This window comes from Pseudomonas sp. SLFW (assembly GCF_009905615.1).
In the GTDB taxonomy this organism is placed as follows: domain Bacteria; phylum Pseudomonadota; class Gammaproteobacteria; order Pseudomonadales; family Pseudomonadaceae; genus Aquipseudomonas; species Aquipseudomonas bambusae.
The window spans coordinates 18,640-41,747 of the sequence record NZ_JAAAKW010000022.1 but is presented as its reverse complement, the minus strand read 5'-3'; the positions used below and the strand labels follow the sequence as shown (position 1 = coordinate 41,747).

General features: G+C 61.4%; 21 protein-coding genes. 6 read left to right on the top strand and 15 right to left on the bottom strand.

Features of this window, described 5'->3' with window-relative positions:
- Positions 1-139: 139 nt before the first annotated feature.
- The 14 genes from GVN17_RS25670 to GVN17_RS25605 all read right to left on the bottom strand — a co-directional run bounded on the left by GVN17_RS25670 (position 140) and on the right by GVN17_RS25605 (position 14,912).
- Positions 140-2,533: a hybrid sensor histidine kinase/response regulator gene (locus GVN17_RS25670; RefSeq protein ID WP_166598087.1), complete on the bottom strand. Its 2,394-nt coding sequence runs from the start codon at positions 2,531-2,533 to the stop codon at positions 140-142.
- Between the two features lie 79 nt (positions 2,534-2,612).
- The gene (locus GVN17_RS25665) at positions 2,613-3,074 is read right to left on the bottom strand and encodes a response regulator (RefSeq protein WP_166598086.1); all 462 of its coding nucleotides are present in this window, start codon (positions 3,072-3,074) and stop codon (positions 2,613-2,615) included.
- Between the two features lie 19 nt (positions 3,075-3,093).
- The gene (locus GVN17_RS25660; RefSeq protein WP_166598085.1) at positions 3,094-5,349 is read right to left on the bottom strand and encodes an ATP-binding protein; all 2,256 of its coding nucleotides are present in this window, start codon (positions 5,347-5,349) and stop codon (positions 3,094-3,096) included.
- Positions 5,350-5,500: 151 nt separating this feature from the next.
- Complete coding sequence (locus GVN17_RS25655) at positions 5,501-7,441, bottom strand: response regulator (RefSeq protein WP_166598084.1); 1,941 nt, start codon at positions 7,439-7,441, stop codon at positions 5,501-5,503.
- Complete coding sequence (locus GVN17_RS25650; protein WP_166598083.1) at positions 7,431-8,306, bottom strand: sensor histidine kinase KdpD; 876 nt, start codon at positions 8,304-8,306, stop codon at positions 7,431-7,433. Before GVN17_RS25650 ends, GVN17_RS25655 begins: the two co-directional genes overlap by 11 nt.
- A complete protein-coding gene (locus GVN17_RS25645) occupies positions 8,299-9,312 on the bottom strand; it encodes an ATP-binding protein (RefSeq protein WP_166598082.1) in 1,014 nt (337 codons plus the stop codon). The genes GVN17_RS25650 and GVN17_RS25645 overlap by 8 nt, the downstream gene beginning before the upstream one ends.
- Complete coding sequence (locus GVN17_RS25640; protein WP_166598081.1) at positions 9,303-9,707, bottom strand: anti-sigma regulatory factor; 405 nt, start codon at positions 9,705-9,707, stop codon at positions 9,303-9,305. The genes GVN17_RS25645 and GVN17_RS25640 overlap by 10 nt, the downstream gene beginning before the upstream one ends.
- Entirely contained in the window at positions 9,704-10,066 is a 363-nt protein-coding gene (locus GVN17_RS25635; RefSeq protein WP_062381930.1) for an STAS domain-containing protein, read from the bottom strand. Before GVN17_RS25635 ends, GVN17_RS25640 begins: the two co-directional genes overlap by 4 nt.
- A 4-nt stretch (positions 10,067-10,070) precedes the next feature.
- Positions 10,071-10,922: an STAS domain-containing protein gene (locus GVN17_RS25630; RefSeq protein WP_166598080.1), complete on the bottom strand. Its 852-nt coding sequence runs from the start codon at positions 10,920-10,922 to the stop codon at positions 10,071-10,073.
- Positions 10,923-11,176: 254 nt separating this feature from the next.
- Positions 11,177-11,455: a DUF1652 domain-containing protein gene (locus GVN17_RS25625; RefSeq protein WP_166598079.1), complete on the bottom strand. Its 279-nt coding sequence runs from the start codon at positions 11,453-11,455 to the stop codon at positions 11,177-11,179.
- Between the two features lie 295 nt (positions 11,456-11,750).
- Positions 11,751-12,230, bottom strand: a complete 480-nt coding sequence (locus GVN17_RS25620) for a hypothetical protein (RefSeq protein WP_166598114.1) — start codon at positions 12,228-12,230, stop codon at positions 11,751-11,753.
- A 152-nt stretch (positions 12,231-12,382) separates the two neighbouring features.
- Positions 12,383-12,628 carry a hypothetical protein gene (locus GVN17_RS25615; protein WP_166598078.1) on the bottom strand — a complete coding sequence of 82 codons (246 nt, stop codon included), beginning with the start codon at positions 12,626-12,628 and terminating at the stop codon, positions 12,383-12,385.
- Positions 12,629-12,722: 94 nt separating this feature from the next.
- Positions 12,723-13,838: a DUF1615 domain-containing protein gene (locus GVN17_RS25610; RefSeq protein ID WP_166598113.1), complete on the bottom strand. Its 1,116-nt coding sequence runs from the start codon at positions 13,836-13,838 to the stop codon at positions 12,723-12,725.
- Positions 13,839-13,910: 72 nt separating this feature from the next.
- Complete coding sequence (locus tag GVN17_RS25605; protein WP_166598077.1) at positions 13,911-14,912, bottom strand: GlxA family transcriptional regulator; 1,002 nt, start codon at positions 14,910-14,912, stop codon at positions 13,911-13,913.
- Positions 14,913-15,015: 103 nt separating this feature from the next.
- Here GVN17_RS25605 and GVN17_RS25600 point away from each other — a divergent pair, with 103 nt between their 5' ends.
- From GVN17_RS25600 to GVN17_RS25575, 6 genes are all read left to right on the top strand, one after another.
- Entirely contained in the window at positions 15,016-15,561 is a 546-nt protein-coding gene (locus GVN17_RS25600) for a cysteine hydrolase family protein (protein ID WP_166598076.1), read from the top strand.
- 555 nt (positions 15,562-16,116) lie between these two features.
- On the top strand, positions 16,117-17,520 hold the full coding sequence (locus GVN17_RS25595; RefSeq protein ID WP_166598075.1) for a sodium:solute symporter family protein: 1,404 nt from the start codon (positions 16,117-16,119) through the stop codon (positions 17,518-17,520).
- A gap of 64 nt (positions 17,521-17,584) precedes the next feature.
- A complete protein-coding gene (locus GVN17_RS25590) occupies positions 17,585-18,538 on the top strand; it encodes a 2-hydroxyacid dehydrogenase (RefSeq protein ID WP_166598074.1) in 954 nt (317 codons plus the stop codon).
- Between the two features lie 166 nt (positions 18,539-18,704).
- Complete coding sequence (locus GVN17_RS25585) at positions 18,705-19,349, top strand: HAD family phosphatase (protein WP_166598073.1); 645 nt, start codon at positions 18,705-18,707, stop codon at positions 19,347-19,349.
- A 263-nt stretch (positions 19,350-19,612) separates the two neighbouring features.
- Positions 19,613-20,833, top strand: a complete 1,221-nt coding sequence (locus tag GVN17_RS25580) for a putative DNA modification/repair radical SAM protein (protein ID WP_166598072.1) — start codon at positions 19,613-19,615, stop codon at positions 20,831-20,833.
- On the top strand, positions 20,830-21,696 hold the full coding sequence (locus tag GVN17_RS25575) for a TIGR03915 family putative DNA repair protein (RefSeq protein WP_166598071.1): 867 nt from the start codon (positions 20,830-20,832) through the stop codon (positions 21,694-21,696). The genes GVN17_RS25580 and GVN17_RS25575 overlap by 4 nt, the downstream gene beginning before the upstream one ends.
- A gap of 267 nt (positions 21,697-21,963) precedes the next feature.
- Here GVN17_RS25575 and GVN17_RS25570 read toward each other — a convergent pair whose 3' ends face one another.
- On the bottom strand, positions 21,964-23,001 hold the full coding sequence (locus GVN17_RS25570; RefSeq protein ID WP_166598070.1) for a dienelactone hydrolase: 1,038 nt from the start codon (positions 22,999-23,001) through the stop codon (positions 21,964-21,966).
- Positions 23,002-23,108 lie beyond the last annotated feature (107 nt).

Below are 23,108 nucleotides of genomic sequence, written 5' to 3'. Positions count from 1 at the left end.
GTCGCGAGGTTTTGCTGCTGCTTCGCAGCAGATCGCAGGCAAGCCAGCTCCCACGGCCTGCGGCCAGAAGCGAATCGTGCGGGTTTCGTGCCCCAGATTCAGCCCTGCCGATGAGCCAGACACCAATGTGCGGTGGGGGCTAAGACGCCACGCCCGCCCCGTTCTTCGTCAACACATTCGCCAACTTGCGCGCCAGTTCTTCTTCCTTGTAGGGCTTCTGCACGATCAGCTGCTGATCGACGTCAAGGATGTCGATGTCGGCGAACCCGGTGATGAACATGATCGGCAGCCCCGGATGGTCGCGCCTCACGATCTCGGCCAGTTCGGCGCCGGTCATGTTGGGCATGGCGAAGTCGGTCAGCACCAGCTCGATGCCGCTGTCGATTTTCTTCAGCGCTTCATCGCCATTTTCCGCTTCGACGACCGAATACCCCAGCGAACTGAGCATCATGGCGGTCACCGAACGCACTTCGGGATCATCGTCCACCAGCAGGATCGTGCGATGCAGGTCGTCGGCGTCGGCGTGGCCCGGCATGTCGGACACGCTGACCATCGGTATCGCGGTACGAGCGATGCTCGGCAAGAACACTTTGATCGTGGTCCCGGCGTTTTCGGCGGTGTCGATGCTCACGCCACCTCCGGACTGCTTGGCGAAACCGAACACCTGCGCCAACCCCAAACCGGAGCCTTTGCCCACCGCCTTGGTGGTGAAGAACGGCTCGAAGGCCTTGGCCAGCACCTCTTCACTCATGCCACAGCCGGAATCGCTGACCGACAGCACCACGTAAGCGCCGGGGTCCGGGTCTTCGGGGCGTTGCGGCAAGCGGTAGACGATCTCGTTCCAGGTGCTCAGGCGCAATTGCCCGCCCTGAGCCATGGCGTCCCGGGCGTTGATCGCGAGGTTGAGGATGATCATCTCCGTCTGCGTCGGGTCCACCAGCGCACTCCACAGGTCATCTGCCAGTTCGGTCTCCACCCAGACACTGCCGCCCAAGGCCCGGGCCAACAACTCGCGCATGCCGCCAATGGTGTCATTGAGGTTCAGCGCCACCGGCTCCAGCCGCTGACGGCGCGAGAACGACAGCAACTGGCTGGTGAGCTTGGCGCCGCGCTCGCCTGCCGAGCGGATGTTTTGCAGGCGCTGAGGCGATTTGGTGAACACGCCTTTTTCCAGGTCGCGTGCGAGGAAATTGGCGCTGGTGAGGATCACGGTAAGCAAGTTGTTGAAGTCGTGGGCCACGCCCGCCGTCAACTGGCCCACCACCTCCAGACGCTGCATCTGCTGCAACGCCGCTTCGACCCGTTCGCGCTCACGAATCTGGTCTCTCAAACGTTTGTTGGTGGCCGCCAGTTCATCGACCACCGCCCGTTCGCTGGTGATGTCCCGCACGGCGGCATACATCAGGCCCTCGTCAGGCACGATGGTCCAGGACAGCCAGCGGAAACTGCCGTCGGCGTGGCGCATGCGATTGACGAAACGGGTGGTGACATTGCCTTGGGCAACGCTCGCGGTCTCGCGCAAGGTCGCTTCGAGGTCGTCGAGATGAATCAGCTCGCCCAGCGATTGCGCGTGAAAATCAGCGCGGGTCCAGCCCAGCGTCGCTTCCCAGGCAGGATTGAGCGCGATGGGCGTCATGTCGAAGCGCAGCACGCCGAGCAGCTCTCGGGACAGCTCCCAGGTGCGGTCGCGTTCGCGGGTGCGCTGGACCACGCGCTCACCGAGAATTTCATTAAGCTGATGCAGCGCCTGCGTCGCCTGCTTGCGTTCGCTAATGTCCTGCATCACCCCGGTGAAACGCACGCATTTACCGTCTTCGAACAGCGAGCGACCGTTGGAAAACACCCAACGCTCGGTGTCTCCCTCGACCAGCAGGCGGTGTTCGATCTGGAAGCCGGTATCGGCGGCAAGGGCTGCCATGACCTTGCTTTGCAGCAGGTCGCGGTCATCGGGGTGGCAACGGGAAAACATGAACGCCATGCTCACCGGCGCGTCGGCCGGCACGTCGTAAAGCGCCTTGCAGCGCTCGTCCCACAGGAGGGTCTCGGTACGCGGGTCGTAGGTCCAGACGCCCATTTCCGCCGCTTCAATGGCCAGATGAGCGCGGACCTCGGCATCCTGCAACGTCGCCTCGGCGCGCTGGCGTTTTTCCCGTTCGTGGACCTCGGAGACCGCACGAATCACGGCCTTGGGCAGCATTTTCAGGTTTTGCTTGAGCACGTAATCGATGGCGCCCATGCGCATCATCTCGACCGCGTGCTGTTCACCAAAAATGCCGGAAAGAAAAATGAAGGGCGTCTGCGGCGCAAGACGCAACGCGCTATTGAGCACTTCGGGCCCGGAGGAGCCAGGCAGCAGGTAATCGCTCAGGATCAGGTCGAAACGCCGGACCAACAGTTCCCGCTCCACCTCCTGGTGGTTGTAGACCAGGGTGGCGTCGATTTTCAGCCCACTGCTTTCCAGCGTGAGCAGGGTCAGTTCGGCGTCGTGCGGACTGTCTTCAACCAGCAGCAGTTTGAGAAGCGATAGCGGCATGAATAGTCGTCGTGTATTGCGCAAAAAACCATCGCCGCCAGCATTTCGCGGGACAGATCAGGCCATGGGAACGGGTGAATCAAGACCCCGGACGGCGTGTCAGTCGCAGTGAGCCGGGCGGCGGCTCGTTGAGAACGGCCCAGAAAATCCCGAGATCAGAGATGGCTGAGACGAATTCCTTGAATTCGACCGGTTTGACCACGTAAGCGTTCACTCCCAACGCGTAGGCGCGTTGCAGATCGGGTTCTTCGCGGGACGAGGTCAGCATCACCACGGGAATGCTGCGCAAATCCTCGCTCTCACGGATGGCCTTGAGCACTTCAAGACCGTCGAGTTTCGGCAGCTTCAGGTCCAGCAGCAGCACAGCAGGATTGCCGGCGACGCGATCACTGTAGGCATTGCGGCGGAAGAGATAGTCCAGTGCCTCGGCGCCATCGCGCAGGACGATCACTTCGTTGGCCAACTGGCTGCGCTCCAGCGCGACGAGGGTCAACTCCAGATCGTTGGGGTTGTCTTCTACCAGAAGAATGGGTTTCAACATTGGGCGTCTCCTCGGACACTCAAAGGGTTACAGAGAGGCTGCGCTTGGGTAGCGCAAAATAGAATGTGGCGCCCTGCCGGAGCTCGCCGTGCGCCCACACCGAACCGTCATGCCGTTCGATGATACGCCGCACGCTCGCCAGGCCGATCCCCGTGCCTTCGAATTCTTCCATCCGGTGCAGCCGCTGGAACACGCCGAACAGTTTGCTGGCGTATTGCATGTCGAAGCCCACACCGTTATCGCGGATGTACACCACGACTTTGTCGTCTTCTTCGTAGCTGCCGATCTCGATCACCGCCGCACTCTGATTGCGGGTGTACTTGATGGCGTTGGACAGCAGGTTGCGCATCGCGAGATGCAGGAACGCCGCGTCGGCGATCACCACCGGCAAGGGCTCGGGAACGTGCCATTGCAGGTCACGGTCCTGGTAATCCGGCAGCATCTCGCGGCGGATCGCGTCGACCATTGCGTTCAGATCGACTTCCGAATAGCGCATCGCCGAACGGCCCATCTGCGAGAAGCTCAGCAGGTTGTCCACCAGCGTCCCGGCAAACCGCGCGGACTCACCGATGTTTTCCAGAAAACGCACGCCCCGCTCGGACAGCTTGCTGCCTTCGATGTCGCCCAGCAGCTCGGCGTACCCGGCGATATGCCGAAGCGGTGCCCGCAGGTCATGGGAAACGCTGTATGAAAAGGCTTCGAGTTCCTTGTTGGACTTTTTCAGTTCGTCCGCAAGTGCCGCCATTTCTTCGGCTTTCCGCAGCACGATGCCGAGCACGGCGGCCCGCAGTTCGACGACGCCTTCGGTGTCCAGCTCATCCCATGGTCGGGAGAAGCCGCGCACGGTTTCCTGCCAGAGCGCAAAGCTGTGACGAGGGCTCAAGGAGCCGCTGTCGCTGACGGATTTTTCCGGTTTGCCCGCCCAGTTCACCACGCGGGTCTGTTCAGGGCGGAACCAGATAATGTAGTTCGAATGCAGCTCGGAAATCGCCATGGCCAGCACGCCGCTCACCGACTCGGCGAGTTTCGGCAGCTCTGGAATGTCACGTCCGACATTGTCCGACTGGAACACGTCGTGGATGCCGCGCTTGCTCAGCCATTGGGTCAGGGCCTGGATCTGTTCGCGTTTCGGGGTTTCGCCGTAGACGTCCAGCGTCGATTCGGAAATCACCGCCGCCCCGCTCGCCTCAACGAACGCCAGCAGCACATCGGGCATGGCGCGCAAGCCGCCGATGACGCTGTCCAGATCGGCCATGGCGGCCAGCATCTGCACGATCTGCCGACGCAGAATGAGCATGCGTTGGTTCTTGGCCTGCGCTTCCTTGGTTTCGATCTGCAGGGACAGCACGCTGCCGAGCAATTCGCAGGCGGTGCGGGTCTGGAAACTCACGGCGCGAGGAGTCGAATGGTGACAGGAAATCAGGCCCCACAACTGGCCTCGCACCACGATGGAAATCGACATCGACGCCAGTGTCTGCATGTTGCGCATGTACTGCAAATGCACTGGCGAGACGCTGCGCAACGTGGCAAAACTCAAATCCAGCGGCGCACCGGTGACGGGGTTGTTGACCGGCACGAGCGGCGACGCTTGATAGTCGGCGTCTTCGATCACGCGAATGCGGTTGGCCAGGTACAACGCCCGCGCCTGAGCGGGAATGTCAGTGCCCGGAAAGCTCAGCCCGAGGTAGCTCGGGTAGCCTTCATCGGCGACTTCGGCATTGACCAGCCCGTTACCGTCGGCATCGAATCGGTAGACCTTGACCCGACCAAAACCGGTGATGCGCTTGACCTCTGATACCGAACGCAGGCTCAGCGCTTCGATGGTCTCGGTCTCTTCCATCTGGCTGATGAACGTGCGCATCAGCGGATAGACGTTGCCGTAGGCCGAGCCCATGTCGCTCGCAGGTTCGAATTCGGCGATCAGCACCCGGTCGTGGCGGTGCACCATCATGGCCGTCGGCTTGCCGGCACGGGAGCCTTCAAGGAAGGACACATCACCGACATGGAACGGGTTCTGGTCGTCTTCAGGCAGTGCGGCCAACCGGTCCAGCAGGCTCGGGCAATCATCGAAGACGCGGGGCAACGCCATGCCAATCAGGGATTCAGGCGCCATGCCCAGCCACGTGCTGACGTTGGCGCTGACCTGAACGATGGTCAGCGCCGCTTCGTCGATCACCAGCAGAAAGCCCTGGGGCTGAATGCTGCCAGGAATCTGGATGGGTTCACGGGCGCAGTTGTCGATTGCGCTCTGGTGAAGTTCCGGACTAAGGGTCAAAACAGGTTCTCCTTCACCTTCCGCACAGATGCTCGACGAAGGTGGGCGCCAAACGGATAGCGTCTGACACTCAAATGAATTGGCGTAAACAGTAACAAAAATCTCAATCGCGTTGGGCGGTTGTTGCGAAAAACGGTGAAAAAACAACGCTTCACCCGTCCAGCATCGACCTCACTTTGCCGAGGAAGTCCACCAACTGAAACGGCTTGGTGATCATGTCCATGCCGTCTCCCAGGAAATGCTGCCGGTTCAGCGCATTCTCCGCATACCCCGTCATGAACAGCACCGGCACATTCGGCCTCCAACTGCGCAGCCGTTGAGCCAGTTCACGGCCGTTCATTTGTGGCATGCCGACGTCAGTCAGCAGCAGGTCGATGGACGGGTCGTGTTCAAGCAATTCCAGCGCCGTGGCGACGTCTGCCGCTTGGGTACAGCGATACCCGGCGTCGCTGAGGATTTCGTTGACGAACATGCGCACCGACGCCGTGTCCTCGACGATAAGGACATGCTCCCCTGCGCCGAGTTCGGCGTTCTCGACGACCGCCGCCGGCTCCACGGTCTGATTCATCGCAGCGGGCAACATGAGCGTCACTTCGGTTCCGTGGCCGACCACGCTGCGAATATTGACGTCGCCGCCGGATTGCCGGGCAAAACCGTAAATAGTGGACAGCCCCAACCCGGTGCCCTCGCCGATGGGTTTAGTGGTGAAGAACGGATCGAACACCTTGTCGACCAGGTGGTGTTCGATACCCACGCCGTCATCGCGCACGGTCAGCGCGATGTAGGGCCCATCCGCCAGGCGCGAATTGCCTTGGGAATAGGCCTCGTAGGTACTGATCCAGACGTTGCCGCCTTCCGGCAGTGCATCCCGGGCGTTGATCACCAAGTTCAGCACCGCGCTTTCGAGCTGCCCGGCATCGACCATCGCGACGGCACCGCGTGACGTCAGTTCAAGGGTCAGGCCGATGCGCTTGCCGATGGTCCGGCTGAGCAAGTCTTCGAGGGAGCGAACGTACTGATTGACGTCCGTCGGGCGCGTGTCGAGAGGTTGCTGGCGAGCGAAGGCCAACAGCCGATGGGTCAGGCTCGCCGCGCTTTTTGCCGAAGCCAGCGCGGCGTCGGCATAGGTCAGGACTTTTTCGGGACGCTGGTCTTCGGTGCGCTTCTTGATCAGTTCAAGGCCGGTGACGATGCCCGTCAGCAAGTTATTGAAGTCGTGGGCAATGCCGCCGGTGAGCTTGCCGATGGCATCCATTTTCTGTGCTTGCAGCAGTTGCGCTTCGGTGCGGGCGCGCTCGGCCACTTCGTGGGCCAATTGCGTGCTGACCGTATCGAGTTTTTGCAGGTGCGACTGCTCGCGACGCCGGTGTTCGGTCACGTCTTCAATGAACACCAGGCTCAAGCCTTCGAAGCGGTACGGCGACACTTGCCACTCGGTCTCGCGCACATCGCCCTGCACGCGCATGCTCAGCACGCCTTTCCAGCGCTCATCGGCATTCAGCGCGTCTCGAAGGCCGGCGATGGCCTGATCCTGATCGTCGGCGAAGCAGCTCAGCACGGCGTTTTGCGCCGAGCCGGTGGCGATCAAACGGGCGAATGCGTGGTTGCATTCGTGGACCTTCAGCTCGCCATCCATGACCGCAATGGGGGCCGAGACGTTGACAAAAATCTCGCGAAAACGGTCTTCGCTGTCACGCAGGGCAAATTCGGTGTCGCGCACCCGCAATAGCGTGCGCAGGGTCGCCAGCAGCACGTCCGGGTCCACCGGGTGGACGAGATAGGCGTCTGCCCCGGCTTCCAGCCCGGTGACGATGTCGCCGGTCTGGATCGACGCTGCGGACACGTGCACCACCGGCAGCAACGCGGTGCGCGCCTCGCTGCGCAACTGTCGCACGATGTCGAAGCCGCTCATGTCCGGCAGGTTGACGTCGAGGATCAGCGCGTCCGGCACCTGGGCGGCGATCAGCGCCAGGCCTTCGGTGCCGGTGCCCGCCTCCGCCACGATAAAACCTTGTCGCTCCATGCGTCGGCGCAAGGCGTAGCGGGTCGCGGCGTTGTCGTCGACGATCAACAGCCGGGTGTCAGCTTTCATCGCCGTGCTCCTGCGCCAGCGCCAACGGGATCACCACATAGAACGTCGAACCCACGCCCGGCTGGCTTTCCAGCCCCACGCGGCCGCCCAACAGCTCGGCAAACCGTTTGCACAGCGACAACCCCAGGCCGGTGCCACGCAAGCGTTTTTGCAACGGTGAATCGACCTGGGCGAAATCTTCGAACAACGCGCCGTGCAGCTCCGACGGAATGCCGATACCGGTGTCGGTCACGGCGAAGCGCACTTCCCGCTCGCTTTCGAGGCGGGCAGACACACGCACTTCACCACGCTGAGTGAACTTCAATGAATTGGAAATGAAATTGCGCAGGATCTGCGCGAGCTTCTTGTCGTCGGTGTACAGCCTTGGCAGACCTACCGGCTCCTCGAAAATCAGGTCCACCGCCGAGGTGTCGACGATGGGCCGGAACATGCCACGCAGCGCTGAAAACAGGTCGAACATGTCGAACCAGGCGGGCGAAATACTGATCCGTCCCGCCTCGATCTTCGCCAGGTCGAGCAAGTCGTCGACCATGTCGCTCAACTCGCGGGCGGCCGTGCTGACGAAAGTCACTTGCTTGTGCTGTTCCGGGCTGAGCGGACCGTCGAGTTCGTCGCTCAGCAGGCTCGCGATGCTCAGGATCGAGCCCAGCGGCGTGCGGAACTCGTGGCTCATGTACGACAGAAAGCGGCTCTTGAGATCAGAGGCCTGACGCAATTGCTCGGCCTGGGTGTCCAGTTCGGCGTACAGGGCGAGCACGCCCTGATTGGTCTCATCCAGTTCAGCACGCAACGCGGCGGCCTCGTTGCGCACTTGCTTCAGTTCCGCTGACTCTTCAGGAGCGCCGTGGGCAGGGTTGTCAATCATCGAGCGTCTCCAGAGCCATCACCAATACCGTTACGTCATCCCTGCCGCGGCAGAAATCGCGGTGCAGCACCGCCGCGATAATGGCCGGGTGTCGATACATCAGACCCGGATAATCGCGAAGATTCCAACGCGATTGCAGGCCGTCGCTGTACATGATCAAAAGCTGTCCGGCGCTTTGAGGGTAGCCCACCGGCGGCACCTTCCGGTATTGCAGCCCGACGATGCCGGGGTGCGACGCCAGCCCTCGCGGTTTGTCCTCGCCAATCAGCGTCGCGCCGATGTTGCCGATGCCAATGAAGCGCAGACGGTCCTGTGCTCCATCGAATTGCGCGATCGCAACGGCCCCGCCACGGGTTCCGCGCATCTCGTGGTGAATCTCCTCAAGCAGCAGGGTCGGATCGGCAAACGGTTCGCGGCCAAATGCGAGGGTACCCGCCTTCGCCGCGCTTTCAGCCTCCGGGCCGTGGCCAAGGCCATCGATCACCAGAATGCTGAGCTGCTGCCCTGTGATCGCCACTTCCCAGGCATCGCCACAGGCCGGGTCGTCGTGCAGCGAATGTTGGGAGACGCCGAGCCGCACGTCCTTGACGGTCGCCTGACGCGGGTAGAACCGGGTAAGCACCACTGTGCCCCGGTTATCCGAATGCACATCGAACACCTGAGCCTGACGCAGCATGGCGCCGAGGCCGATGCCTTGGGTGCCCCGGGTGGAAAAGCCGTCGGCCATGCAATCGTCCAGGTCGAAGCCTTGCCCTCGGTCGATGGCGATGACTTCGACACCCGGCACAGCACCCGGCAGCGCACGCAGGTGCAGCTCGCCGTTGCTGGCGTGCTTTAGGATATTGCTGGCAACTTCCGTGACGACCAGCGCCACGCGACCGGAATCCGTGGCGTCGAAGCCCAGCTGTTCGGCGAGTTTTTGCGCGATGCGCCGCGCGTGCCCCACCTGACTCGTGTCTTCGATCGCCAACACGCGGGTCAGGCTGCTGTGCAGTCTCAGGTCCATTTACAGATCATCACCCGAGTGCCCGCGCCGGGCGCCGTGTCCAGCTCGAAATCGTCCACCAACCGTTTGGCGCCGGTCAGCCCGAGGCCAAGGCCACCGCCCGACGTCCAGCCGTCGGTCATCGCCAGTTTCAGGTCGGGAATGCCGGGGCCTTCGTCGCGAAAGGTCAACCTCAGGCCGGTGCGGGCACCGTCTTCGACGATCTCCCAGTCCATGTCGCCGCCACCGCCGTAGACCATGGTGTTGCGCGCCAGCTCGCTGACCGCCGTCACCAGTTTGGTCAGGTCGATCAGGCGCATGCCGCATTCCTGCGCCAGCTTGCGCGCCAGTTGCCGCGCCAGCACCACATCCTGTTCGATCTGAATGCCTTGGGTGCCGCTGCTGCGCACGCTCATTGGGAATAAGCCCGCTCGCGCAACAGCGTCATGCCGCGCTCGACGTTGAGCGCCGTGCTCACACCCGGCAAGGTCATGCCCAGTTCCACCAGCGTGATCGCCACCGCAGGCTGCATGCCGACCAGCACGGTTTCGGCGTCCATGATGCGGGACAGGCCGGAAATCATGCCGATCATGCGGCCGATGAACGAATCGACCATGTCCAGCGCCGAGATGTCGATGAGCACGCCTCGGGCAGAGGTCTTGCTGATGCGCTCGGACAGGTCGTCCTGGAGCGTCAGCGCCAATTGGTCGTGCATGTCCACTTGAATGGTGACCAGCAGGAAGTCACCCATTTGCAGAATCGGAATCCGCTCCATGGGCTTATACCGCCTTGGTGACGGTCAGGCCCAGACGGCGCAGGGCCAGCGCCAGCGCGTCGGCAAGGTTGGCCTTGGTGACCACGCCTTGCAGGTCCAGACCCAGATGGACGATGGTCTGGGCGATCTGCGGACGCACGCCGCTGATGATGCAATCAGCGCCCATCAAGCGAATCGCGGTTACGGTTTTCAGCAGGTGCTGGGCGACCAGGGTGTCGACGGTCGGCACGCCAGTGATGTCGATGATCGCGATTTCGGAACCGGTGTCGACGATGCGTTGCAGCAGGGACTCCATGACCACTTGGGTGCGCTGGGAATCCAGGGTGCCGATCATTGGCAGGGCGAGCACGCCGTCCCACAGTTTGACCACGGGGGTGGACAGTTCCAGCAGTTCTTCCTGCTGACGCTTGATCACCGACTCGCGGGATTTCTGATAGGTGCGAATGGTGTGCATGCCCAGCACGTCCAGCAGTTGCGAGATTTCCCAGAGTTGTTCGGCCAGCGCGATCGGGCTGTCGGCGTATTGCTTTTGCAGCAGCGTGAACACGGGGCCTTTGAGAGCAAAAATAAAACTGGCCGTCTGCTGGGAATCCTGCCCGGCCAACGCGCGCTGGTGGGACAGTTTTTCGAGGAACTGACGGGCTTCGTCCCAATCAGCCGTGGTGATGTTCTGCGAGCCGCCCTTTTCCAGCACGGCGATGAGAAGGCGCAAAAACTCTTTGGTCTGCTGGTCGACATCGTCCGCTTTCAGATTGCGCGTAGCGCCGCTCGTCTCCAGATCGGCGCGCCAGCTGGAAGCCAGCTCGGCTTCGGCGCGTTTTAGGGATTCCACGGTGGTTTGCTGCAGTACTGCCATGAGGTTGGCTCCTGAAGGTGCGCTCGTCGGGTCCGATAGAGGGAGGACACGACGACGGGCGAACACACGAAAATGAGTCAGGCGCGGATTCGGCAACCGAATCGGGGCCTAACTGGTTCAATATAAAGCGCTTTTACTACGGCGAGCGGGTGCGACGAATAACCCGCCGCCCGCTTGGTGTCAAGGTAACATCACCGTACACGAAAGGTTCCGTAGCCGGTGAAGATAATAGACCACGCGGCGGATGGCGCTTTTCAGAGCCCCCCGCTGGCAGCGGCGAAGCGTGTCGGGGTCGAGCCGAAGGGCGTGCGGGTGGTGCGCAAGTCGTAGCGCAATTCGGCAACCAGTTCGGCCACGGCGCGCATGGTGGTGATATTGGAAATGGACACGTTCTCGACCTGCATGGCGACGGTACCGGTGGTGGCGTCGTAGATTTTCACCAGCAGGCCGCCGCCGGGCATGAGGGTGCATTCACAGGCCAAGGGCAGAAACGCGCTTTCCAGGGTCCTGCGCAGTTCCGGGGTAAACAGCATCACACCACCTCCATGTTGATCAGGCCGGGCACCGGTGTGCCTGCCTTTCCGGGCCGATGATGGAGTGTAGGTCGGGATTGACGAGGGCCCGGCTCGCCCAGCGGAAATTGCGGGCTTGATCACAGATTCATGCTGGCGCTTTATGAGGCAGCACACCCAGCAGCATGACCCCCTCAAGACTGTAGGAGCGAATTCATTCGCGAGGGGGCCGGTACAGCCGACACATCCCCATCAATCACACCACCGCTTCGCGAATGAATTCGCTCCCACAGTTTGGCCAACTGTACGGCTTCTCTCAAAACGCCATATCCGTCGTCTGCGCATAAATCGAAAACGCGCCCAGCAAAAACCAGAACCCACTGAACAGCCACGGCGTGCGCATCGAGAACATCAGCGACTTCCGATAGCCCTTCTCGCTCGACTCGTGCTCACTGAACAACGGCGAATCGTCATAGGCCAAGCCCATGGCGGGCTGGCTGTGCAGCAGCTGACTTTGCTTGAAGTGCCAATGATCGATGATCTCGTAGGCCGCGCGAATCCCCGGCCAGGCGTGCATCGAGCTGATCAGCCCCAGGAGCGTCAGGAACGGCGGCACGACCAGGGTGAACAGCTTGCCCCACTCCGGATTCAAGTTCGCCATCGACGAGGCAAACGCGATCACCAGAAATGACTGGGCCGACAAATAGGCGTTGGTGCGGTTGGACAGGATGGCGGTCTCGTACTGGATTTCCTTTCGGTAGAAATCCAGCCGTTCCTTGGGGGTGCCGAACAGCATCGTCTCGGCGGTTTCGACGTCGGAAATCGGCACGCTGCTGGTGATAATGCCGGGTGACACGGTTTCACGCTTCACAGCCAAAAGCTCCCTGATTCACAACGATAAAAGGCCGGAGTGGACATCGTGTTCGCTCCGGCGCAGATACAGGTTTGTTAACGCAGATCATCGGACAGCGGCGTCGGCTCGTCGGGCGGAGGCACTGGAGTGGCGGCCGGCGGCTCATTCCAGTCCGGGGGACGCGGCGCGTCGGGCTTTTGCCAATCCTCGGGTCGCGCTTCAGCGCTTTCCTTTTTGTCCTCCTCGAAGTCTTCGTCATCCTTGGCATCGGGATCGAGGTCCTGATCCGCGGTCGGCAGCTCTTCGGGGCGGGTGATCGGCGTGGTGGGATCGACTGACATAAGCACCTCTCTCTGCTGAGCCCAACGATCGGGCTGTCTCAGGTTCGAAGCAGTCGACGCCCAGAGGTGCCACGAATATGACCAGCGGTCGCCTTCATTTCAACGCGCCCGACGCCCGCGCCATGCAGCGCACGCGACGCTCTTCGACCCGTTGGGCGAACCAAGCGGTGGTCAGCTTGCGGGTGATCTTCGGGCTTTCCAGCACAATGCCCGGCAAAATCGCCCGAGGCAGCGACTTGCCTGCCGCCTTGTCCGCCAGGGCGAACACCTGTTTGTAGAGATCGGTGTCTTCGAACTCAAGCGTCTCGCCTTTTTCCAGCGCGCTGCGAATGGTCGGATTGCGCATGCCCAATTGCGTGTGCAGGCTGCGCACGGCCAGTTCGGTCTGCCCCAGCGAAGGGCCGAAACCGTAGCTGATCAGGTCGCCATCCAGCGCCAGCCGTTTGCCGGTCAAGCGCGCAACCGCACTCTGAAACGCAGCGTTGCGGCTGGCATACCAACCGGCGTTGAAGTCGGCGAAGCGGTAGATCGGCTTGTCGTAGCTGACCGGGTAGCCGAGCAAATGGGCGATGCCGAAATACACCCCGCCGCGACGGCTGAACACTTCATGGCGAATTGAATCCTCCACGGGGTACGGGTAGCCCCGCGCCTGCTGTTCGGCGAACTCGATGCTGACCTGCATCGGCCCGGCCGTGTGCACCGGGTTGAAGTTGCCGAACAACGTGCGGCCCAAAGGCACCATGCCGATGAAGTCGTCGAAAATCGCGCTGAGGTCTTTTTCGGTGCGGGCCGCGCTCAGGCGTTCGTTGTAGGTCTTGCCGGTGGGCGAGCGGATGTCCAGCGCACTGCGCACCAGCAGATTGGGGATGTGGGCCTTGCTGGCGCGACGGTCAATCTCGTCTTGGGCGATCTTGCCCATGCCGGGCACGGCCGGGTCGACCTGATAGTTGGATTCTTGCTCCGCCACCGCCAGCACCGAACAGAGGTTTTCGACAGTGGGGTCGATTTTCTGCGCATCGAACGCGGTATAGATGTCGGTCGCCCAGCCTTTGCGGTCCGGCACGCTGGCAGGCAACAGCCGCACGATTTCGCTGCGCACCACGTCGGGCGGGGGTGGCGGCGCCTGAGTCCGCTGCGAGCCGCACCCGGCCAGCAACGCCAGCAGCAGCGCGGCGGCAAGGGCATGGGCGTGGCGAGTGAGTCCGTTCATGAGCATGAAATGTCGGTCTTCCAGAAGAGAGCTGTCGCGTTGGACAGCGCGGGGCGTCGAGTGACTCATGATTCAACCACGGGATGACACCCCCTGCGAGCCAACGCCGTATTTGGTGCGGTATTCGCTGGGGGCCAGTCCTGTAATTTTTCTGAAGGTCGAGCGGAAAGCCGCAGGGTCCTGATAGCCCACGGTCCAGGCGATGTGGTCGACCGTGGAGGTGGTGAATTCCAGCATCTCCCGTGCCTTGCCCACTCGCAGATGCTGGCAATACTCGGTGGGTCTCAGGCCCGTTGCGGCCCGAAAGCGTCGCAGAAAGGTGCGCTCCTCCAGCCCGGCGCGCCGCGCCATCTCATCGACCGACACGTCCACCGCACCGACGCTTTGCAGCCAATGCTGGACCTTCAACACCGGGGCATCGCCGTGGTTCAGAATCGGCGCAAAGTTGCTGCCGTATTCCTGCTCGCTTTCGCTGTGTTCGATCACCAGAAAACGTGCCGTCCGGGAGGCGATCCCGGGGCCGAGCAATCGGCTCACCAGACGCAACCCCAGGTCGGACCAGGCCATCAGCCCCGCCGTGGTGATGATGTCGCCGTCGTCGATGATGGGCTTGTCGACATTCACCTTGATGTTGGGAAAGCGTTCACTCAAAGGACTCGCCTGACTCCAGTGGGTGGTCGCGGCACGACCGTCGAGCAGCCCCGTCTGCGCAAGGACAAAAGCGCCCAGGCACACCGTGCCGATGGTCGCTCCGGCCCCATGCTGGGCCAGCACCCAGCGCGAAAGGCCGTCCATGGCCTCCGTTCCCGGTAGCCCAATCAACGAGGGCGGAATCAGCACGGCGGCCAACGGTCCCTGCCCGTCCGAGGCAAACGTCTCGAACACCCGCTGCGGTTCGCATTGCGCATCAACCTGCCAGTGACTGACCCGCAGCCGTGGCAGTTGCGAAGACTGCTGTTCGTCCGCCATGCGGTTGGCGACTTCGAACAGGTCGGTCAGCCAATGCACCGCCGCCATTTGCGCGCCGGGGTAAATCAGCACCCCGATGTCGGCCACCGCCCGTTCAACGCTCATTGTCAGTTTTCCCTCGCCATATGTCGGTGCTGACAATCCTCCTGCGCGACAGAGAGGTCAATACTGAACGCCACACCACACACATCCCACCAAGGAAACAGACATGTCCCACACCGCACTCATCGTCGTCGACATCCAGAACGATTATTTCCCCGGCGGCAAATGGCCGCTGACGGGTGCCGACGCCGCCGCCGACAACGCCGCCCGTGTCGTTCAGGCGAGCCGTGATGCAGGCCACCCGGTGATCTTCGTGCGCCACGAATTCACCAGCACCGACGCCCCGTTTTTCGTGCCGGGCTCGGAGGGCGCGCAGTTGCACCCCAAAGTGGCGAATCAGGGGCAGGAGTCAGTGGTGCTCAAGCATTTTCCCAATGCCTTTCGCGAGACCGGCCTGAAGGCGCTGCTGGACGAACAGGGGATCGAGGACTTGGTGGTGATCGGCTCGATGAGCCACATGTGCATCGACGCCACGGTTCGTGCAGCAGCGGATCTGGGTTACAAGGTCAACGTCATCCATGACGCCTGCGCGACCCGGGACCTGGAATTCAACGGCACGACTGTTCCCGCCCCACAGGTGCATGCAGCGTTCATGTCGGCGTTGGGGTTTGCCTATGCGGAGGTCATTTCGACTGAGGCGTTTTTAGGCTGAGGCGGTAGGCCTTCTCGCTGCCGTCGTAACCTCCGGCGTCTCCTACGAGATCAGTGTCGAACTCAAGATGTGTGATCGACGCTGAATGGCAAAACAGCATCAGGCCGAACATGCAAATTCGACGCAGAACCGGTGGGAGACGCCGGAGGTCACGACGGCAGCGAAGCTGGTCGCGCAGACCTTCTCTACCACCTGGCCAGCGACAAACGGCCCTTGATTCACCGGAGCACAACGGTACGATTGCAGGACGTTGTACGATGACGTATAACGAACGCTTCGTATTGAGTTGCTTTCCAACGTAAATCACGAGCCTCTAATAAAAATGAACACACACACGATTTTCCGCCTTGCATCCCACGTTGGCTGGGCCTTTACGCCCGACCGCTCTTCTCCCAATCAGTCTCCCGGCACAGCATAGCCCTGGGCAGGTTAAATCTGCCTTTTCTACATTCGGCTTTGAATCAGCCCTGTCGTCCTACAACGACCTGTGACTGTGCAGCCCACTCACGCCCGCATTACCTTCCACGCGCCCTGAAAAAGGGGAACGGAGCGAACATGGACCCAAGAATAACAATCATCCTGTGCTTGACCGCCGGCTACTTCGTGGTCATGTCCTACATCGGCTACAGCGTGCGCAAACACGCGAAAAGCAGCGACGGTTTCACCGGTGGCGGCCGCAGCTTTCCACCCTTTTTGATCGGTGCCCTTCTGCTCTCCGAGTTCATCGGCAGTTCAGTGAGCATCGGTACAGCACAAAAGGGTTTTGAAGCCGGGATTTCCGCGGCCTGGAACCTGGTCGCGCTGTCCCTCGGCTTTCTATTGCTGGCCTTGGTACTGGCGAAGAAATACCGCGAGACCGGCCTGAACACGATCTCCGGCATCCTCGCGCAGAACTACGGCCAAGGCACACGCTACGCCGCTTCGGTGCTGACCATCTGTGCGCTGAGCATCGTTTCCGTGGCGCTTTACGCCAGCGGCGGCGCGGTGTTGGCGGCGGTGCTGAACATCGACAAGACCCTCGCGATCCTGTTGGTGGGCGTGATCACCGTGTTCTATGTCAGCGTCGGCGGCATGCGCTCGGTGGTCTACACCAACTTCGTGCACGCCGTGATCAAATACATCGGCATCGCCCTCGCCCTGGCGTTCGCGCTGAGCGCAAGCGGTGGCATCGGCGCGCTGCAAGCCAAGCTGCCTGCGACCATGTTCGATTTCACCGGCGTGGGCTGGGGCCAGATCTTCGCGTGGATGATCGGCGGCGTTGGCTCGATCTTCGCCACCCAATACGTGATTCAAGCGCTGGTCAGCACCAAGGACGAAAAGACCGCCAAGCGCGCCTGCTTCTATGTGTCTTCGCTGATGATTCCTTTCGGCCTGATGGCGGCGCTCATCGGCATGTGCAGCGCCTACTTGTACCCCGGCATCAAATCCATCGACGCCTTCCCCGCGCTCATCGCCCACATGCCGACCTTCTCCGCGAGCCTGGTGGTGATCGGTCTGGCGGGCGCGCTGTTCGGTGGTATCTCGGCCAACACCCTCGCCTCCGCAACACTGGCGATGAAGGACTTCTACGACCCGTTCTTCAACAAAGAGAAAAATGACCGTAAATCGGTGGTGTTCATTCGTCTGGCAATCATCGTCATCGGCTTTCTGCCGTTGATCCTGGCGCTGTTCGCCGACAAGATTCTGCTGATCGCCTTCCTCGGCAAAGCCCTGCGGGCCACGCTCGCGGTGATCGTGCTGATGTGCTTCTACGCGCCAAAATTCGGCAGCGGTCGCGGCGCACTGGCAGGCGTGATCCTGTCGGTGTTCTCGACCATCGGCTGGTTTCTGGCGGGCAATCCATACGGCATCGACAGTTCATACTTCGCGCTTTTCGCCCCGCTGCTGACCATGGCCATCGCCGAACTGCTCAAAACCGGGCGTTCCGAACCGCAACCTGTGTTAAACAAGAACGGCTAAAACGTTTTTCGATGCTGTCACCCAGGCGCGCCTCGGTCAGAGGGCGCGCCGCAAGGAGGAAACAATGAGCGACAAGAAAGCCGATGTGCTGGTCTGGGGTCCGGTGCATGCCGCACTGACGCAAAACCTGGAACGTGACTTCACCGTGCACAACCGCTGGGAGATCAAGGACATCGACGCCTGGGCCGCCGAGCATGGCGCCAAGATTCGCGGCGTGGTCACCAGCGGCGTCTACGGCACCGACAACGCGTTGCTCGACAAGCTGCCAAACCTGCAAGTGGTCAACAGTTTTGGCGTGGGGTACGACCCCATCGACACCGCCTACTTGGCGAAACGCGGCATCCCACTGAGTAATACCCCCGATGTCCTGAACAATGCCGTGGCCGAAACCGCCTTGGCCCTGATGCTGGCCGTGTCCCGTCGTATCGGTGAAGCCGAGCGCTTCGTGCGGGCCGGCAAATGGCTAAACGCCAAACTGCCGCTGGGCAACAGCCTCAATGGCAAGACCTGCGGCATTGTCGGCCTCGGCAAGATCGGTAAGACGATTGCCAAACGCGCCGCTGCGTTCGACATGGACATCGCCTATTACCGTCGTGGTCAGGCCTATCCGGATGTTTCCTACACCCACTACGGCAATCTCATCGAGCTGGCCAAGGCGTCGGATTATCTGATCCTGATTGTGCCGGGCGGGGCTGACACGCAGCACATGGTCAACGCCGACGTCTTGAAAGCCCTGGGGCCGAAATCCTTCCTGATCAACGTTGCCCGTGGTTCTGTGGTCGATGAGAAGGCGCTGGTCGCGTCGTTGCTGGAGTCGGGCATCGCGGGCGCAGGTCTCGACGTGTTCGAAGACGAGCCCAATGTTCCAGCCGAGCTGCTGACCCTCGACAACGTGGTCCTGACGCCGCACATCGGCAGCGGCACACACGAAACCCGTCAAGCCATGGCCGATCTGGTTTTCGCCAACGTCAGCGGTTTCTTCGACGAAGGTAAGCTAGTGACCCCGGTTTCTGTGTAAACCGGCCGCTGTTGCTACAAGGCCTACAGCCCAGTGCGTGATCATATTCGTCTGGGTCTGTAGGCCGATGCCTTTATGACCGTAGGTCAGTGTTCCCCCCTCCCCGCCAACTTTTCTGGATAATGCCGGTCCAATCGCCCCGAACATGAACACGGGAGAATCCTGTTTGAACATTGCAGGCGTCATTTTCGACTGTGACGGAACCCTGGTGGACAGCGAACGGCTGGCTGCGGGGCTTTTGCGCGACATATTGCAGGAACACCGGGTCACCCTGACCCTTGATGAAGTGCTGGAACGCTTCCGTGGCGTGCAATTCGCGCTGTGCATGGAAGGCCTGTGCCGCGATTACCCGTGGCTGCCCAACCTCGAAATCGTCAACAGTTTCCGGGCGCGCACCCTCCCGCTGTTGCAGTCTGAACTCGAAGAAATGCCCGGTGCGGTGGACTTCGTGCGCAGCCTGTCCCTGCCCAAATGCGTGGCATCGAACGGCCCGCGCAGCAAGATCGAAACCTGCCTGAGCACGGTCGGCCTGCTGGACGTGTTTCATGGCCTGATCGTCAGCGCGTACGAAGTGGATGCGTGGAAACCGTCGCCCATTCTTATCGAGCATGCGGCCGATTTGCTGGGCCTGAAACCGGAGGAATGCCTGTTGGTGGAAGACAGCATCCCCGGCGTCATGGCAGGGCTCGGCGCGGGGGCTCAAGTGGCCGGGTATGGCGACACGGATTTTTCGGACTTCGAAGACCACGTCAATTTTCACCCGGTGAAAAACTTCGGTGAGCTGCGGGAATTGGTGCAGCGGATCAGCTAAGCACTTCCGAAGTGCTATGCAAATATCTTCTGTGGGAGCGAACTCATTCGCGAAGCGGTGGTTCAGGCGATAGAAACGCTACGGCTATACCGCCCTCTCGCGAATGAATTCGCTCCTACAGATACATCTGCACCTGAGAGAACGATCGCGGTCCGGCCTTTTCGGTCACCCGGATGCGTCAGCACCCCCTCATCCCTTCAATCGGCCCTTGTTGATTGTCGCGGAACTCGATACTGTACATAAAACCAGTATCGAGAAATCCCATGCAGCTGATCGACAAGCTCAGCATCCTCGCTGACGCCGCCAAATACGATGCTTCCTGCGCCAGCAGTGCCGCGCCCAAGCGCAGTTCCGAGGGCAAATCCGGGATCGGTTCCAGCACCGGCATGGGCATTTGCCACAGCTACACGCCTGACGGGCGCTGCGTCTCGCTGCTGAAAATCCTCCTGACCAACTTCTGCCTCTACGACTGCCAGTATTGCGTCAATCGCCGCTCCAGTGACGTGCCCCGCGCGCGGTTCAGCCCGGAAGAGGTCGTGACCCTCACCCTGGATTTTTACCGCCGCAACTGCGTCAGCGGGCTGTTCCTCAGCTCCGGGATCATTCGCTCGGCGGACTACACGATGGAGCAACTGGTGCGCGTCGCCAAACTGCTGCGCGAGGAACACGAGTTTCGCGGTTACATCCACCTCAAGACCATTCCCGAAGCCGACCCGGCCCTGATCGAGGAAGCCGGGCGTTATGCCGACCGCTTGAGCGTGAACATTGAGCTGCCCACCCAACTCGGCTTGCAAACACTGGCCCCCGAGAAGGAAATGGGCTCGATCAAGCAGGCCATGCAGACCATTTATACCGGCCAGCAGACCATCCTGAACGAGCCCAAGGCCCCGCGTTTCACCCCGGCCGGGCAAAGCACACAGATGATTGTCGGCGCCGATGACACTGACGACAGCACCCTGCTGCACACTGCTGAATCCTTGTATGGCGATTACCGGCTCAAGCGCGTCTATTACTCGGCCTTCAGCCCCATCCCCAACAGCCCGAAAAGCGTGCCTCTGGCGGCCCCGCCGCTGATGCGCGAACACCGGCTGTATCAGGCGGATTTTCTGCTGCGGGGTTACGGCTACAGCGCCAACGAGCTGCTGAGCGGACCGGGGGACCTGGCGCTCGATATCGATCCGAAGCTGGCCTGGGCCCTGGAACACCGCGATATTTTTCCGCTGGACCTCAACCGCGCAGAACCGGCGATGATCGCGCGCATTCCCGGCATCGGTATCCGCACCACCAAGCGCCTTGTCGAACTGCGTCGCCAACGGCGGATTCGCTATGAAGACTTGACCCGCCTGCGCTGCGTGCTGGCCAAAGCCAAGCCTTTCATCATCACCAGCGATTACCACCCCCGACAGGCAGAAAGCTCCAGCGTCATGCTGCGCGAGCAATTGCGCGACCGCCCGCAGCCTCAACAGATGGCGCTGTGGGCATGATCATTCTCGATTGCGACGACCTGTTCGAGACCTGGCGACAGCAAGCCCGCTGGCTGCTCAGTCATCAGATCAATCCGGATCAGGTCAGTTGGACCGTACGCGATGACGCGGACCTGTTTGCCAGCGAACACGACTACCCTGATCACCCCGGCCCGTTTCAGGCGCGGGTGCCTTTGGAGCTGATTGAACTGCTGCAAAACGCAGCGCAATATCGCGGCGAACAGCGCTGGAGTGTGTTGTATGAGGTGTTGTGGCGCGTCGTTCATGGCGACCGCACGGCGATGCTCGCAGGCGACAAGCTGGGCAGCGAGCTTCACCGGAGACTGAAGCAGGTCAGCCGCGAAGCCCATCACCTGCATGCGTTTCTGCGCTTTATCGCCTTGCCCGTCGATCCGAACCCGAAGGACCTGGCCGTCAAGGCAGCACTGCTGGAAACCCGGTCATTGCCGGAATACGTGGCGTGGCATGAACCCGCACACGACATTTTGCGCACCGCCAGCGAGCATTTCATCGGCCGTCTGGGCCGTCATCGCTGGATGATCGCGACGCCTCAGGACGGCGTGTTCTACGACGGTCAGCAACTGATCCATAAGCGCCAATGCCCCGAAGCCTGGCAAGCGTTGGCGCGCAACGCCGACGATCCCCACGGCGAGCTGTGGTTGACCTATTACAGCCACATCTTCAACCCCGCGCGGCTCAACCCCAAGGTCATGCAGGGCCACCTCCCTGCCCGCTTCTGGAAAAACCTGCCCGAAGGCCCGTTGATCCCCGCATTGATCAGCGAGGCACGTACGGGGAAGCAGCGGGACGGTCAAGCGAGGAAGATTGGGGAGCGTCAGGGGAAAGTGATCAGAGCGAGATAGGCGCTGGATGCGATCCAACTGTAGGAGCGAATTTATTCGCGAATGGCCCTCACAGACGACGCATCTCCAGCGTCTGGTCAATGTTTCGCGAATGAATTCGCTCCCACGGTAGAGTCCGCGTCTGCTCGCATTTCGCGGCGCAGGGATACATCTGTGGGAGCGAATTTATTCGCGAATGGCCCTCACAGACGATGCATCTCCAGCGTCTGGTCAATCTTTCGCGAATGAATTCGCTTCCGCAGGGGCCCTTGAACGCGCAAGTGGGCGTTAATGCACCGCCGCCTGCTGCATGCCTGCCGTGCTCAACGGCGTACCCAGAGTCGAACCGAAGAACTCCACCGCCTCACTGCTCAAATTGCGATGAATGTCTTCGCGGTCCACGCCCACGGCGTCGGTGCACAGCCCCGGTTGGGTGGCGCGCTGCATGTCGTCACACGGCGCCATGAACACGAAGTGCCCTGCCCCGGCCAACAGCTTGAAGTTCGACACGTCCGGCAGCTTGCGCGCCAGCGCTTCGGCATTTTTGTCGATGGCCAGCAGCTCATCACCATCGCCGCTATACAGCAACACCGGCACGTGCACATCCGCCAATGTCTGACGCCCGAACATGATGCCCAGGGGTGCCATCAACATCAGCGCGCCGACGCGAGGGTCCGCCTGGGCATGCAAGTCCTCACGATCGACCAGCAATTCGCCTTGAGTCTTGCAGGCGTCAATGTCTTGCGGACGCTCGACACAGTACTGGCGAAGGCGTTTGAGGTCAGGTTTGGCCCCCGCGAGAATCAACGCGGTCTCGCCCCCGGCGGAATAGCCGATGACGCCCACGCGACGGGCACTGATGTAAGGCGACAGCATCGGGTCAAGCAACGCCGCGCTGATCGCTTCCGAGATCTGCAACGGTCGCCCATACAGATTGCTCAAACTGCCGAGGCGGCTGTGATCGAGGTAGTTATCGCCGGGGTGAAAGACCGCCACCACCACGAAGCCTTTACGGGCCAAAGACGTGGCCAGGTCGTGTTGAGCGAGTGGAGTGCCGGTGTTGCCGTGTGACAGCATAAGCATCGGGAACCGGCCCATGGCGATGGTCGCGTCCTCGGTGGCCCGGATCGGATAGCCCTGAACCCGGGTTACGCTGTCCGGGTCGGTGGACGGATAAAAGGCGTAGGCGTGCATCGGCTGGGAATCCAGCGGATCGAGAAACGTCAGCTCATGAAAGCCGACGCTCCAGTTTTCCGATTCACTGGCCTGCACTGAAATCAGGCCGCTGAACAGGCTAATCACCATCACTGCACAAAGACGCATCATCGCAATGCCCCTCACCTTCTCAATCCGTGGCCGTCGAATCAGACCCGATGGGCCTGAACTCCTTGTAAACCGCAGCCTGTCGCTATCTGACCGGTAAAGATCGATAA

What these genes read in the sequence shown, in the direction of transcription:
- GVN17_RS25610 (WP_166598113.1), bottom strand. Translation starts at nt 13,838, where the DNA reads ATGAACGGACTCACTCGCCACGCCCATGCCCTTGCCGCCGCGCTGCTG.
- GVN17_RS25605 (WP_166598077.1), bottom strand. Translation starts at nt 14,912, where the DNA reads ATGAGCGTTGAACGGGCGGTGGCCGACATCGGGGTGCTGATTTACCCC.
- GVN17_RS25665 (WP_166598086.1), bottom strand. Translation starts at nt 3,074, where the DNA reads ATGTTGAAACCCATTCTTCTGGTAGAAGACAACCCCAACGATCTGGAG.
- GVN17_RS25655 (WP_166598084.1), bottom strand. Translation starts at nt 7,441, where the DNA reads ATGAAAGCTGACACCCGGCTGTTGATCGTCGACGACAACGCCGCGACC.
- GVN17_RS25595 (WP_166598075.1), top strand. Translation starts at nt 16,117, where the DNA reads ATGGACCCAAGAATAACAATCATCCTGTGCTTGACCGCCGGCTACTTC.
- GVN17_RS25635 (WP_062381930.1), bottom strand. Translation starts at nt 10,066, where the DNA reads ATGGAGCGGATTCCGATTCTGCAAATGGGTGACTTCCTGCTGGTCACC.
- GVN17_RS25600 (WP_166598076.1), top strand. Translation starts at nt 15,016, where the DNA reads ATGTCCCACACCGCACTCATCGTCGTCGACATCCAGAACGATTATTTC.
- GVN17_RS25670 (WP_166598087.1), bottom strand. Translation starts at nt 2,533, where the DNA reads ATGCCGCTATCGCTTCTCAAACTGCTGCTGGTTGAAGACAGTCCGCAC.
- GVN17_RS25590 (WP_166598074.1), top strand. Translation starts at nt 17,585, where the DNA reads ATGAGCGACAAGAAAGCCGATGTGCTGGTCTGGGGTCCGGTGCATGCC.
- GVN17_RS25640 (WP_166598081.1), bottom strand. Translation starts at nt 9,707, where the DNA reads ATGAGCGTGCGCAGCAGCGGCACCCAAGGCATTCAGATCGAACAGGAT.
- GVN17_RS25570 (WP_166598070.1), bottom strand. Translation starts at nt 23,001, where the DNA reads ATGATGCGTCTTTGTGCAGTGATGGTGATTAGCCTGTTCAGCGGCCTG.
- GVN17_RS25625 (WP_166598079.1), bottom strand. Translation starts at nt 11,455, where the DNA reads ATGCTGTTTACCCCGGAACTGCGCAGGACCCTGGAAAGCGCGTTTCTG.
- GVN17_RS25645 (WP_166598082.1), bottom strand. Translation starts at nt 9,312, where the DNA reads ATGGACCTGAGACTGCACAGCAGCCTGACCCGCGTGTTGGCGATCGAA.
- GVN17_RS25580 (WP_166598072.1), top strand. Translation starts at nt 19,613, where the DNA reads ATGCAGCTGATCGACAAGCTCAGCATCCTCGCTGACGCCGCCAAATAC.
- GVN17_RS25630 (WP_166598080.1), bottom strand. Translation starts at nt 10,922, where the DNA reads ATGGCAGTACTGCAGCAAACCACCGTGGAATCCCTAAAACGCGCCGAA.
- GVN17_RS25615 (WP_166598078.1), bottom strand. Translation starts at nt 12,628, where the DNA reads ATGTCAGTCGATCCCACCACGCCGATCACCCGCCCCGAAGAGCTGCCG.
- GVN17_RS25620 (WP_166598114.1), bottom strand. Translation starts at nt 12,230, where the DNA reads ATGCTGTTCGGCACCCCCAAGGAACGGCTGGATTTCTACCGAAAGGAA.
- GVN17_RS25575 (WP_166598071.1), top strand. Translation starts at nt 20,830, where the DNA reads ATGATCATTCTCGATTGCGACGACCTGTTCGAGACCTGGCGACAGCAA.
- GVN17_RS25650 (WP_166598083.1), bottom strand. Translation starts at nt 8,306, where the DNA reads ATGATTGACAACCCTGCCCACGGCGCTCCTGAAGAGTCAGCGGAACTG.